Source organism: Geobacillus sp. WSUCF-018B (assembly GCF_002809985.1).
Classification (GTDB): Bacteria; Bacillota; Bacilli; order Bacillales; family Anoxybacillaceae; genus Geobacillus; species Geobacillus thermophilus.
The window spans coordinates 18,825-32,166 of the sequence record NZ_PIJF01000003.1 but is presented as its reverse complement, the minus strand read 5'-3'; the positions used below and the strand labels follow the sequence as shown (position 1 = coordinate 32,166).

The following is a 13,342-nucleotide window of genomic DNA, read 5'->3' as shown; positions in this document are numbered from 1 at the left end:
GTTCACCCCACCATTCCCATTAAATATACGACGGTAAAAATGAACACCCAGACGACGTCGATAAAGTGCCAATAAAGGCTCGCGACGTAAAATTTTGGGGCGTTGTACAAGGTCAACCCGCGCTTGGCATTGCGAATCATCAATGTTAAAATCCAAAGCAACCCGAACGCAACGTGGGCGCCGTGCGTGCCGACGAGCGTGTAAAAGGCGGACGCGAAGGCGCTCGTCGTAAACTTATGGCCTTCATGAACATACTCATAAAACTCATAAATTTCCAAGGCCAAAAACCCAGCGCCAAGCAGTACCGTAATGCCAAACCAAAGCTGCATTTTTTGAAAATCAAAGTTTTTCATATGATAAATGGCATAAACGCTCGTTAAACTGCTCGTTAACAGAAGCATCGTCGCCATAAACACGATCGGCATTTGGAACAGCTCTTCCGCGGAAGGGCCGCCGTTCGTTTTGTCTTTGAGCGCCAAATAGGTGGCGAAGAGAGAGGCGAACAGCACCGTCTCTCCGCCTAAAAAGAGCCAGAAACCGAGAAACTTGTTTTTCCCCTCAAGGGTGGCACGTTCCGGCGCCGCCGGGAACGTCTCGGCCGTCAGTTTTTCCTCCACGTGCATCAGGCGTTCGCCCCCTTCTTCTCAAGTTCAAGCACTTCCTCTTTATGAATGTGGAAGCCGTGATCATCAATCACCGAGCGCAAGAACATCGCACCGAGCGTAATGAGCAAGCCGAGAACGCCGACCGGCAAGCCCCAAGCCGCCTCTTGATGATACGTAAAACCGAATGCCGCGACAAACAAGCCAAATGAAATGATAAACGGCAAGAATGATGAATTCGGCATATGAATATCGCCAAGCGGTTCAGCCGGCGTCAATTCTTTTTTGCCTTCCATTTTTTCGATCCAGAAAGCATCAAGCCCGCGGACGAGCGGCGTTTGAGCGAAGTTGTACACCGGCGGCGGCGAAGCGATGGCCCATTCGAGCGTGCGGCCGTCGCCCCATGCATCCCCCGCCGCTTTTTCGCCTTTTACCGTCGTAATCACAATGTTAATAAGTAAAATAACCGTCGCGGCTGCCATAAAGAACGCCCCGACCGTACTGATGAAGTTGCCGGTCTCCAATCCTTGCCCCGGCAAGAATGTGAACACACGGCGCGGCATTCCCATTAGACCAAGAAAATGTTGGATAAAGAACGTCAAATGGAAGCCGATAAAGAACAGCCAAAACGTCATTTTGCCAAGCGTCTCATTCAGCATGCGGCCAAACATTTTCGGCCACCAATAATGGGTTCCGGCCAGCAAGGAGAACACAACCCCGCCGACAATGACGTAATGGAAGTGAGCGACGACGAAATAGCTGTCATGGTATTGGTAGTCTGCCGCCGCCGCCGCCAACATGACTCCGGTCACCCCGCCCATGACGAACGACGGGATGAAGGCGACCGCATAGTACATCGGCGTCGTAAACTTGATGCTTCCACCCCACATCGTAAACAGCCAGTTGAAAATTTTCACCCCGGTCGGCACCGCAATCGTCATCGTTGCGACAGCAAAGATGGCGTTCGCAATCGGCCCCATCCCGACCGTAAACATATGGTGCGCCCACACCATGAAGCCTAAGAACGCGATGAGCACGGTCGCAAACACCATTGACGAATAGCCGAATAGGCGTTTGCGCGAGAACGTCGCGAAAATCTCAGAGAAAATGCCGAACGCCGGCAATACAAGAATGTATACTTCCGGATGGCCGAACACCCAGAACAAGTGCTCCCAAATGATCGTATTGCCACCGGCGGCTGGATTGAAAAAGTTGCCGCCGAACAAGCGGTCCATCATCATGAAAATCAAGCCGACCGTCAGCGGCGGGAATGCAAACAAGATAAGCGCCGACGCTACAAACGTCGTCCATGTGAACATCGGCATGCGCATAAACGTCATGCCCGGGGCGCGCATATTAATGATCGTAACAAGAAAGTTAATTCCACCTATTAACGTGCCTATTCCAGAAATTTGCAATCCAAGCGTATAAAAGTCGATGCCATGATGCGCTTTTGAGTCAAGCGCCAACGACGCATACGACGTCCAACCGGCGTCCGGCGCGCCGCCTAAAAACCACGAACAGTTTAAAAACAGGCCGCCGAAGAAAAAGAGCCAAAATCCGAGCGCGTTCAAGAACGGGAACGCAACGTCGCGCGCGCCGATTTGCAACGGCACGACTGCGTTCATAAAGGCGAAAAGAAGCGGCATCGCAGCTAGGAAAATCATTGTTGTTCCGTGCATTGTCAGCACTTCGTTGTACAAACCACCGACCAGAAAATCGTTGTTCGGCTTCGCGAGCTGAATCCGGATGAACAGCGCCTCAAGACCGCCAAGCAGGAAGAAAAATCCTCCGGCGATTAGATACAGATGGGCGATTTTTTTATGATCGACTGTTGTCAAGTAATCCCATAAAACGGCGCCGACACCCTTTTTGCGAGTGATCGTACTCACAGTGAAACCTCCCTTTTATGCCTTATTCCACTTTTAAGCTCATTAAATATTTCGTCAATGCATCAAGCTGCTCTTCTGTCAGTTGGTCGTATGTACCTGTCATTTTGTTTCCAGGCTTTACACTTTCAGGGTCACGCAGCCATCTTTTTAAGTTTTCTTCATTGTGTTCTAAAATACCGGCAATCCGTTCACGATCGCCAAAGTTCGCCAAATTCGGCGCTGTGCGTGCCTGTTCCGGACGCTTGTCCACCGGCGACACGGCATGGCAGCCAATACAGCTTTTGTTGAAAATCGCCTCGCCTTGTTTGGCAACCGGATCCGTCACAACCGGTTTTTTCGCATTTTGCATTTTTTCGACCCATGCATCAAACTCCGCGCGCGGCAGCGGACGCACTTTGAAATCCATCAGCGCATGGGACGGACCGCAAAGCTCCGCACATTTGCCGTAAAAGATGCCGCCTGCTTTGTCTGTCGCTTCTTGGTCAAAGACGAGCCAAAACTGGTTTTTGTTGTCGGTGTTTGTGTCCATCTTGCCGCCGACTGGCGGAATCCAGAACGAGTGTTTCACGTCTGACGCAATCAAATTAAAATAGACTTTTTCATTCGTCGGCACGACTAAGTCTTGGCTCGTAATAATGCCGTAATCCGGGTATTCAAATTCCCACCAGTACAAGTTGGCGCGCACGTTGACCACAACCGTGTCTTTATCACGGTTCTTGTCATTCATCGGCTTGACATCCGCCAGCTTAAACGTCGCCGATACCGTCGGCACCGCCAAAATCAGCAAGAGGATGATTGGAATGACAGTCCAAATAATTTCTAGTTTATGGCTTCCTTCCACTTGCTTCGGAATTTTATTTTCTTCCCCTTTGCGCCGCCGGAAGCGGATGACAACATAGACGAAGATGATCGCTACAACGACAATGACGAGCACCATGATCGACGTGCTCAACAACATGAGCGAATACTGCATGTCCGCTACTTCACCGGCAGGCTGAAGCGTCGATAAAAACGGCTTGCCGCAGCCGGCGAGCAACAGCGCCATCATCCCGAACAAGGAAAATAAGCGCCAGTTACGCAGCCCTTTGTTCATAGCCTAATCAAACCCCTCTTTCTTTGATGGATAAATGTATATAAATTCTTTCGCGGAGAAAGAATTTTAACCTGTTCACCAAAGCGTGGCGATGACCATCGCCACGAACAGAATCGTCAAATAATTGAGCGAGTAGACGAACATCCACTTCGCCCACTTTAAGTCATCTTTCATTTTCAAGCCCCACAGCCCCAAAAACAGCCAGCCGATGTTCAGCAGCGTCGCGACCGTTAAAAACGGCGCGCCGAGCGAGAACAAATAAAACGGCAGCGGCAACAAACATGCCACCCAGACGATGATTTGCCGCTTTGTCATGGCGAAGCCGTGAACGACCGGCAGCATCGGAATGCCGGCAGCCCGGTACTCCTCGCACCTCTTCATCGCCAACGCCAAAAAATGCGGCGGCTGCCATAAAAACATGATCAAAAAGAGAACAAGCGGGACGACATGGAAACTTGGGTCAACCGCGGTCCAGCCGATCACCGGGGGAACAGCACCGGAAATGCTGCCGACGACAGTGTTGAGCGTATAATGGCGCTTCGTCCAAAGCGTATAGAAAAAGACGTACGTCACCATGCCAATGAGCCCGACAACCGCCGCCGTAACCGTTGTCATGAGCAAGCTCACCGTGCCGACGGCGACCAGGGCAACTCCGAGCCAAAGCACGCGCCGCGGCTCCATCGTTCCAGTTACCGTCGGCCGCACTTTCGTCCGCTCCATATATTGATCGATGTCGCGGTCAATGTAGTTGTTAATGGCGCATGAACCTGCGATGACGAACGCGGCGCCAAACAGCGTAAAAAACACAAGATGCAAATTCTCCAAAAAGTGCTCTCCAGTAAAATAAAACGCCAGCCACATTCCGGCAAACGTCGTGATCAAGTTCGAATTAACAATCCCGATTTTGACAACTGCCGACAATTCTCTCCAAATCGTCTTTGCGCTTGCCTGCGAACGATGGCGAGCATCGGCCGCGGCCCCATGCACCGCTTTCAAATCGGCCATTTCTCCTGTTCCTCCTCATTGCGCCGCCCAGCAGGCGCCGTGATCTTAGCTCTGATGCCCGAAAATGCAAAAACAAAAAAGCAAAAAAGAACAAAAGCAACCCCAGCTCTCTATTATATTAAATCACATTTTTTCTTATCATGTGAACTTTTTTTGAATAATTTGTGTCAAATTTTTGAATCCGTTAGGCGAAACCGGCCCGTTTGCCTATCCCATTAATATTTCTAGCAAACTTAATCGACTTATTCAATATGCAAACGTCATTTTGTGTTTCCGGTGGTCATCGTGTAAAATAGATTTGGTTTGGAACATCGTTGGCCGTCATCAACTGCACCACTTTTTACTAATATGGACAAAATCATAATTCCTCAATACAAGAAGGTGAAGATTTTGCAACGTTCATTAAAATGGTTTGCTTCGGCAACAACGCTGGTGATGCTGTTTGTGCTGATCGGCGGGGCGCTCGTGACAAAAACCGGCTCCGGCATGGGGTGCGGCCGATCATGGCCGCTGTGCAACGGCCAGTGGGTGCCGGATGACATTACGCCTGAACTGGTCATTGAGCTGAGCCATCGCCTTGTCTCCGGGCTTGCCGGCATCATGGTGCTCATTCTTTCCGTTTGGGCATGGCGGGTCATCGGCCATATGCGGGAGACAAAGTTTTTGGCAGTCGTCTCATTCGTTTTTCTCGTCCTGCAAGGATTAATCGGCGCCGCCGCGGTCGTCTGGGGGCAGTCCGATTTTGTGTTGGCCCTGCATTTCGGCATTTCGCTCATCTCATTTGCCACTGTGCTGCTGTTGACGCTGCTCATTTTTGAAGCGGACAAAACGTTTTCCGCCGTCTCGCTTACGCTTGACAGGCCGATGCGCGTTCATATTTACGGGATCATTATTTACTCATACATTGTCGTCTATACCGGGGCGCTCGTCCGCCATACGAACGCCAGCCTTGCCTGTCCGAGCTGGCCGCTATGCGCCAAGTCGCGCCCCCTCCCGATGCAGTTTCACGAGTGGGTGCAAATGGGCCATCGGCTGGCGGCGGGGCTGATCGTCATCTGGATCGCCATCGCGGCGCTGCACGCCATCCGTCATTACCGAAGCCAACCGGTTATCTACTATGGATGGATCATTGCTCTTTTTCTCGTCCTTGCCCAGATGACAACTGGGGCGCTCGTTGTGTTCACTCAGTTGAACTTATACGTGGCTCTGGCACACGCCTTTTTTATCTCCTGCCTGTTCGGCGTGCTCAGCTATTTGCTGCTCTTGGCGCTCCGCACCCGCCGCAAGCCGGAGAAGGCCGCTGGCCATCCGGTCAGGGAAACGGCGCCGGCGACGTTAAAATAACGGTCAGACTCCTCAAAAAAGGATGCCCGCAAACGTTGGGCATCCCTTGTTTTTGGCAAACCGGTTTGTGGCGGTCGCGATGATTTTATTTGGACAGCTCAATCAACAAGTCTCCCGCTTGGATCGCATCGCCACTTTTGACGTAAATGTCTTTGACGACGCCGGCAAACGGGGCTTGCACCGTCGTTTCCATTTTCATCGCTTCCGTGACCATTAAATGGTCGCCTTTATCGACTTTTTCCCCTTTTTCGACGAGCACTTTTACGACCGTCCCCGGCATTGTCGCCGCAATGTGGTTTGGGTTCGTCCGGTCCGCCTTAATACGCTCGACGACCGCAGCTTTAATGCTTTCGTCACGGATGACGACTTCACGCGGCTGGCCGTTCAGCTCGAAGTAGACGACGCGCGTGCCATCGGCCTGCGGCTGGCCGATCGACACGAGCTTGACGATGAGCGTTTTGCCGCGTTCAATCTCCACTTCAATTTCCTCGCCGAGGCGCATGCCGTACAAGAACGTCGGTGTATCGAGCACGGAAATATCGCCGTATTTTTCGACCGTTTCGGCATATTCCAAAAACACTTTCGGATAAAGCGCATAGGCAATGGCGTCAAAGTCGGTCACTTCGCGGCTGAGCTTGTCGTACAACTCCCGCTTGATTTGCTCGAAATCCACCGGCTCAAGCAGCTCGCCCGGACGGACGGTGATCGGCTCGCGCCCTTTCAAAATAATGCGCTGCAACTCTTTCGGGAACCCACCGTGCGGCTGGCCTAAATAGCCCTCAAACAGCTCGACGACCGAATCCGGGAAGTTCAGCGTTTCTCCGCGCTCGAAAATATCTTGCTCCGTCAAGTTGTTTTGCACCATATAAAGCGCCATATCGCCGACGACTTTCGATGACGGCGTCACTTTAACGATATCGCCGAACAAGTCGTTGACGCGGCGGTACATTTCTTTCACTTCATCCCACCGGTCGCCGAGGCCGACCGCCTTCGCCTGCTGCTGCAAGTTGCTGTATTGGCCGCCTGGCATTTCATGCATGTACACTTCCGTATGCGGCGCGTTCATGCCGCTTTCAAACTCCTGATAAAATTTGCGCACGTCTTCCCAATAGCGGGCCAACTGCTCAAGGCCGTAAATATCAACCTCCGGCGCCCGCTCTGTTCCTTCCAACGCATAGTAGAGCGTATTGGCGCTCGGCTGCGACGTCAAGCCGGCCATCGAGCTGACGGCGACATCGACGATATCGACGCCGGCTTCGATCGCTTTGGCGTACGTGTAAATGCCGTTGCCGCTCGTATCGTGCGTATGCAAATGGATCGGAATGTCGACCGTTTCCTTAAGCGCGGAAATGAGCACGTACGCCGCCTGCGGCTTCAACAGGCCGGCCATATCTTTAATGCCTAAAATGTGCGCACCGGCTTGCTCGAGCTCTTTCGCCAAGGCTTTGTAATAATCCAAATTGTACTTCGGCCGGTTCGGGTCCAAAATATCGCCTGTATAGCAAATAGCCGCCTCGGCGATTTTGCCGCTTTGCCGGACGGCATCGATCGCCACCGTCATCCCTTTCACCCAGTTTAGGCTGTCGAAAATGCGGAACACATCAATGCCGGCTTGCGCCGATTTGTCAACGAACTCGCGGATGACGTTGTCGGGATAGTTTTTATACCCCACGGCGTTGGCCGAGCGAAGAAGCATCTGGAACAGCACGTTCGGGATGCGCTCGCGCAGCTTGAGCAGCCGGTCCCACGGATCTTCTTTCAAAAAGCGGTACGCCACATCAAACGTCGCCCCGCCCCACATCTCAAGCGAGAATAAGTTGGGCAGCAAACGCGCCGTCGGCTCAGCGATCCGCAACAAGTCGATCGTGCGGACGCGGGTCGCCAACAGCGACTGATGAGCGTCACGGAACGTCGTATCGGTCAAGAGCACGCGCGGCTGCTCTTGGATCCAGCGAACAAGCCCTTCAGGTCCGCGTTCATCCAAAATTTGCTTCGTTCCCGCTGGGATCGGTTCGGTTTCGCTCAATTTCGGCACGCGCGGCTTGTCAAACACCGGCTTTTTCTTTTTGCCGATGCCAGGGAAGCCGTTGACCGTCACCGTGCCGATGTAGGTGAGCATTTTCGTCCCGCGGTCTTTCCGGCGCGGAAACACAAACAATTCCGGCGTCGTATCGATAAATGACGTATCGTATTCCCCCGACAAAAACTTCGGATGCTGCACGACGTTTTCCAAAAACGGAATGTTCGTTTTAATGCCGCGAATGCGGAATTCGCGCAAGTTGCGCAGCATTTTTCTGGCCGCCTGCTCAAACGTCAACGCCCATGTCGACACTTTCACGAGCAGCGAATCGTAATACGGCGTAATAACCGCTCCTTGGAAGCCATTGCCGGCGTCCAAGCGCACGCCAAAACCGCCGCCTGAGCGGTACGCCATAATTTTTCCCGTATCCGGCATAAAGTTGTTGAGCGGGTCCTCAGTCGTCACCCGCGACTGAATCGCATAGCCGTTAATGCGGATGTCCTCCTGCTTGGGAATGCCGACTTCCGGGCTGTGGAGTGAAAAGCCGTCGGCGATTAAAATTTGCGACTGGACGATGTCAATCCCCGTGATCATTTCGGTGATCGTATGCTCGACTTGGATGCGCGGATTGACCTCAATGAAATAAAATTCATCGCCTGAGACAAGGAACTCAACCGTACCGGCGTTGACGTAGCCGACGCTTTTCATCAGTTTGACCGCCGCTTCACAAATGCGCTGGCGCAGCTCGTCCGACAGCGAGACGCTCGGCGCAACCTCAACGACTTTTTGGTGGCGGCGCTGCACCGAGCAGTCACGTTCGTAAAGATGGACAATGTTTCCTTCATGGTCGCCCAAAATTTGCACTTCAATATGCTTCGGCTTTTCAATCAGCTTTTCGACATAAACGTCATCGCTGCCAAACGCCGCTTTCGCTTCCGACTTAGCCCGCTCAAACGCTTCCTTCACTTCCGACTTTGAGCGGACGATGCGCATGCCGCGTCCGCCGCCGCCCAGCGCCGCCTTGATGATGATCGGATATCCGTGCGTTTCGGCAAAGCGGACGACATCCTCAAGGCCGCCGACCGGTCCGTCGCTGCCCGGGATGACCGGAATACCCGCTTTCATGGCCGCATGGCGCGCTTTTACCTTGTCGCCAAACATGTCGAGGTGATCCTCGTTTGGGCCGATGAAAATAATCCCCTCTTCGCGGCACCGTCTGGCAAATTGAATGTTTTCCGACAAAAACCCGTATCCCGGGTGGATGGCATCAACGTCGTGGGCTTTGGCGATTTCGATGATGCCCTCGATGTCCAAATACGCTTCAATCGGCTTTTTCCCTTCCCCGACTAAATACGCCTCATCCGCTTTGTAGCGGTGGTACGATCCGGCGTCTTCCTTCGAATAAATCGCCACGGTGCGGATATCAAGCTCCGTGCAGGCGCGGAAAACGCGAATGGCGATCTCTCCGCGGTTGGCTACCAGCACTTTGCGAATTCGTCTTGTCCTCATTCTGTCCCTCCTCCTTTATTTAATAAAAGTATAAAAGTTTTGCCGATTTGTAAATACACTTTCTAAAAAGTCAGACCTCTTTTCTGTTTGCTGACCATCGTTTTTTCCGCTTTTTTATACCGTTGTTCGTACTTTGCAAACATAGAAATGTTCACAAGCAGACCGAGCGAAGCCATGGTCAGGACAAGCGACGTTCCCCCATAGCTGACGAGCGGCAGCGGCACCCCGGTGATGGGAATGAGCCCGACGACTCCGCCGACGTTAATAAACGTCTGGAAGCCGATCATGACGGAAATGCCGATGGCGAGCAAGCTGCCGAACGCATCAGTCGAGCGGCGGGCGATCCACAATCCGCGCAGCACGATAAACGCCAATAGCCCAAGCGTGAACGCTACACCAAATAAGCCGAGCTCTTCGGCAATGACGGCCATAATAAAGTCGGTGTGCGACTCCGGCAAATAGCCGTACTTTTGGATGCCTTTTCCGAGCCCAAGCCCTTTCAGCCCGCCGATCCCGATCGCCAAATACGAATTGACGAGCTGATAGCCGTCCGTATCCGCATATTGAAACGGATCCAAAAAACTGTAAAGGCGCGACAACCGTTCGTCCGAAAAAATCTTTTTGCCCATGAACGGAAGCCAAAGCGGCGACAGCATCACGGCGATCAAAGCGAAAAAGAGCAGCTGCTTGAAAAGCAACGTGAGGCGCAGTCCAGACGAAAGAATGATGCACACCGCGATGACAAAAACGATAAACGCCGTGCCGAAGTCCGGCTGAATGGCGATCAACGCACAAATAAACAGCGTATAGTAAATGGGGAATAAATTGCTTTTCACCGGCTCAGCCAGCCGTTTCCGCTTGTTGGCAAACGCCGCCGACAAGTACAAAATCAGGCCGAGCTTGGCCAGCTCCGCCGGCTGGATGGAAAGCGCCCCAACGCGAAACCAGCTTGTCGCATTGTTGACCGTATGGCCAAGGAACGCAACCGCGATCAGCATCAGCGGGGAAACGAAGAAAACGAATTTCACGAATCGTTCTTTTCGCCACACTTTATACGGAATAATAGCCATCATGGCAAAGGCAGCGAGCGCGGCGATGAGCCAATGCTTTTGCCGCTCATAAAAATAGTCGCTCGGCACCTCAAAACGGATGACGGCCGTCACCATGCTCGCGCTGTACACCATAATCAGGCCGAACAACGACAGCATAATGACCGCGGCCATGAGCGGATAATCGTAACATTTCAACACTTTCTTCCGTAATTGTCGATCCATCGTCCCTCTTCCCTGTTTGCACGTATGTACATAAATCATTCGCAGCAGCGCGCCGATTTCCTGCCCAAAAACAGAAAAACTCAAACGACGGCAGGCCAATCGTTTGAGTTGCCATGTATCGTTATCGTACGCGCTTTTTTGTCACTGCTTCATGCAATGCGGAAAGCTCGCGCTCAAGCCGGTCAAGGAGCGCCTTTCCGTCTTTGGCCTCCACAAGCCCGAGGCGCACCGCAAAGTCGATTTCCCGCGACAAGCCGAACATTTGCGTGTCCAACACTTCCTCATAGAGCGGACATTGCGGCATCGTCAAATGATCCATTTGCACGCGGATGAGCTGAATAATTTTTTCCGCATCGGCTTGCAGCAGCGCGTACGCCTTTTCGCGATAGCCCATCGATTCGTCCGTCACATCGATCCCTCCGTTCTCTCCCCTATCCTTCTTTAAATCTTAACGTGAAACAAGCCATTTTGCAAGTTGAAACCATTGACAGCAATCCGGCTTGGAACATGACAAACGCTTTATTTATTATTATACTAAAAACAGCGGCAACATGCAGAGGAGAGGGTGTCTTGATGAGCGATATTATCATGCTGACGGGAAAGGTCAACTTTACGATTACGCTCGACCCTGGCGTCTGGATTTTCGATGACCGAAAAGTCGATTTGGACACGTATTTTTCGCATCCGAAACCGGATCAGGCCGAGGCAGGGCAAGAGGAAGAAGAAATCAAAAAGTGGTCGGCGTTTTGGGACCGGGAAATTCAGGAGGGGGCCGTCTTTCCGCCCACATTGAAAACCGAGCGGCGTTTTTTGAAGGAGAAAATCATCACCGGTTCGTTCGGCATGCCGTTTGCTCCGTTTTTGCAAAACGCTGAACCGCACGAAGACGCTTCCGAACTTGTCGTCGTGACGGAAAGCGGGGAAACGGTGATCCCGCTCGACAAAGCATACGATTTGATTTTTGCTTTTTCTAAAAACGGAAAGCCGCTGCGCGATGACGGTCCGGTGCACATTTATTTCGGCGACGGCTCGAACCGCGAAGCGCCGATTACCCATGTGCGCCAGCTCATCGTCCGCTGACCAGACGCTCCGTCAAGAGGACGTCCGGTTTTCGGTCGGCCGTGAGGGGCCGCCATTCCTGTTCGTTCGCGTGACGCAGGATTGGCAGCCTCCCAAGCGGCCGGTTGGAAGACGAGGGCTAAAGCAAGTCGGCAGCGAGCTGGGCGAGCGCGGAACGCTCTCCTTTGACAAGGCGGATATGACCGGCGATTTTTTGGTCTTTGAATTTCTCGACCACATACGTCAAGCCGTTGTTGTATTCATCCAAATATGGATGGTCGATCTGTTCCGGATCGCCCATTAAAATGATTTTGCTTTTTTCGCCGACGCGCGTCAAAATCGTCTTCACTTCATGCTTTGTCAAGTTTTGCGCCTCATCAATAATGATGAACTGCTCCGGCAGGCTGCGGCCGCGAATGTAGGTGAGCGCCTCGACTTCAATCGAGCTCATGCCGGCTAAAATGGCGTCCAATTCCCCCGGCTTTTTCGTGTTGAACAAATACTCAAGGTTGTCAAAAATCGGCTGCATCCACGGGCGCAGCTTTTCTTCCTTTTCCCCGGGCAAAAAGCCGAGGTCTTTCCCCATCGGCACGATCGGGCGCGCGACAAGCAGCTTTTTGTACGTGCGCAAGTCTTCAGTCTGCATGAGCCCGGCAGCAAGCGCGAGCAGCGTTTTCCCGGTTCCAGCCTTGCCGATTAACGTCACGAGCGGAATATCGTCGCGCATAAGCAGCTCAAACGCCATCGTTTGCTGCACGTTGCGCGGGCGAATGCCCCATATATGCTCATGATGAAAAATCAGCTTCTTCACCTTTTTGCCGTTTTGGTCGACGATGCCAATCGCCGAAGCGGAACTGCCGAATGCGTCTTTCATAATAATAAACTGATTCGGGTAAAACGGGTGATCAGCGATATCGGCCAACACGAGCTCCCCTTTATCATAAAACCGTTGCAGGTGATCCCTCCCTATGTACAGTTCCAAAAACCCGGTGTAAATATGGTCGACGTCAACGACGCGGTCGCTTAAGAAGTCTTCGGCCTGCAGCCCGATGGCATCCGCTTTCACGCGCACGAGCGCATCTTTGCTCACCAAAATGACCGAACGTCCGTCCTCTTTCGCTTGTTCCTCAAGCGATAAGTTTTTCGCCACCGCCAAAATGCGGTTGTCGTTCGTTTTTTCGACAAAAATTTCCTGAAGCTGATGGAATGAACGGTGGTTCAGTTCAATGCGCAGCACCCCTCCGTTTTCAAGCGGAATTTTCTCGTGCAACTTGCCGTTCTCGCGCAGGCGGTCGATCAGCTTCGACACCTGGCGGGCGTTTCTCCCGACCTCATCCATATACCGCTTTTTCGAATCCACTTCCTCCAGGACGACAGCCGGAATGACGACCTCGTTGTCCTCGAACGAAAAAATTGAATACGGGTCTTGCAAGAGGACGTTTGTATCAAGCACATAGATTTTCTTTCCCAAATTCCGCTTCCCCCTAGCGTCCGTTTTTCGCCTTGTATACCGGATGGGAATGGCTGTGGTATAGCATATGAAA

At 52.4% G+C, this 13,342-nt stretch carries 10 protein-coding genes; 2 read left to right on the top strand and 8 right to left on the bottom strand.

From position 1 onward, the window contains the following. Window positions 1–2: 2 nt before the first annotated feature. The 4 genes from ctaE to cyoE all read right to left on the bottom strand — a co-directional run bounded on the left by ctaE (window position 3) and on the right by cyoE (window position 4,592). Complete coding sequence (ctaE, locus tag CV944_RS01785) at window positions 3–623, bottom strand: cytochrome c oxidase subunit III (RefSeq protein WP_100659471.1); 621 nt, start codon at window positions 621–623, stop codon at window positions 3–5. Next, window positions 623–2,494, bottom strand: a complete 1,872-nt coding sequence (gene ctaD, locus CV944_RS01780; protein ID WP_100663790.1) for a cytochrome c oxidase subunit I — start codon at window positions 2,492–2,494, stop codon at window positions 623–625. The genes ctaE and ctaD overlap by 1 nt, the downstream gene beginning before the upstream one ends. A 22-nt stretch (window positions 2,495–2,516) precedes the next feature. After that, window positions 2,517–3,587, bottom strand: coding sequence for a cytochrome c oxidase subunit II (gene coxB / locus CV944_RS01775; protein ID WP_100659469.1), 1,071 nt, complete (start codon window positions 3,585–3,587; stop codon window positions 2,517–2,519). Between the two features lie 75 nt (window positions 3,588–3,662). Then, window positions 3,663–4,592, bottom strand: a complete 930-nt coding sequence (gene cyoE / locus CV944_RS01770; RefSeq protein ID WP_100659468.1) for a heme o synthase — start codon at window positions 4,590–4,592, stop codon at window positions 3,663–3,665. Window positions 4,593–4,982: 390 nt separating this feature from the next. Between cyoE and CV944_RS01765 the strand changes: the two genes are divergently transcribed. Beyond that, window positions 4,983–5,936, top strand: coding sequence for a COX15/CtaA family protein (locus tag CV944_RS01765; RefSeq protein ID WP_145994815.1), 954 nt, complete (start codon window positions 4,983–4,985; stop codon window positions 5,934–5,936). An 85-nt stretch (window positions 5,937–6,021) separates the two neighbouring features. Here CV944_RS01765 and pyc read toward each other — a convergent pair whose 3' ends face one another. From pyc to CV944_RS01750, 3 genes are all read right to left on the bottom strand, one after another. After that, on the bottom strand, window positions 6,022–9,465 hold the full coding sequence (pyc, locus tag CV944_RS01760) for a pyruvate carboxylase (protein ID WP_100663789.1): 3,444 nt from the start codon (window positions 9,463–9,465) through the stop codon (window positions 6,022–6,024). 62 nt (window positions 9,466–9,527) lie between these two features. Further along, the gene (locus CV944_RS01755; RefSeq protein WP_100663788.1) at window positions 9,528–10,739 is read right to left on the bottom strand and encodes an FtsW/RodA/SpoVE family cell cycle protein; all 1,212 of its coding nucleotides are present in this window, start codon (window positions 10,737–10,739) and stop codon (window positions 9,528–9,530) included. 121 nt (window positions 10,740–10,860) lie between these two features. Then, complete coding sequence (locus CV944_RS01750; protein WP_033008511.1) at window positions 10,861–11,148, bottom strand: Fpa/YlaN family protein; 288 nt, start codon at window positions 11,146–11,148, stop codon at window positions 10,861–10,863. A 164-nt stretch (window positions 11,149–11,312) separates the two neighbouring features. On the opposite strand from CV944_RS01750, the gene CV944_RS01745 reads away from it, so the two are divergent. Further along, window positions 11,313–11,819: a hypothetical protein gene (locus CV944_RS01745; RefSeq protein WP_044742651.1), complete on the top strand. Its 507-nt coding sequence runs from the start codon at window positions 11,313–11,315 to the stop codon at window positions 11,817–11,819. A gap of 118 nt (window positions 11,820–11,937) precedes the next feature. On the opposite strand, the gene CV944_RS01740 is transcribed toward CV944_RS01745, so the two are convergent. Further along, window positions 11,938–13,269 carry a PhoH family protein gene (locus tag CV944_RS01740; RefSeq protein ID WP_033008508.1) on the bottom strand — a complete coding sequence of 444 codons (1,332 nt, stop codon included), beginning with the start codon at window positions 13,267–13,269 and terminating at the stop codon, window positions 11,938–11,940. Window positions 13,270–13,342 lie beyond the last annotated feature (73 nt).

Coding starts and splice junctions, on each gene's coding strand:
- pyc (WP_100663789.1), bottom strand. CDS start 9,465: ATGAGGACAAGACGAATTCGCAAAGTGCTGGTAGCCAACCGCGGAGAG.
- ctaE (WP_100659471.1), bottom strand. CDS start 623: ATGCACGTGGAGGAAAAACTGACGGCCGAGACGTTCCCGGCGGCGCCG.
- CV944_RS01755 (WP_100663788.1), bottom strand. CDS start 10,739: ATGGATCGACAATTACGGAAGAAAGTGTTGAAATGTTACGATTATCCG.
- CV944_RS01745 (WP_044742651.1), top strand. CDS start 11,313: ATGAGCGATATTATCATGCTGACGGGAAAGGTCAACTTTACGATTACG.
- coxB (WP_100659469.1), bottom strand. CDS start 3,587: ATGAACAAAGGGCTGCGTAACTGGCGCTTATTTTCCTTGTTCGGGATG.
- cyoE (WP_100659468.1), bottom strand. CDS start 4,592: ATGGCCGATTTGAAAGCGGTGCATGGGGCCGCGGCCGATGCTCGCCAT.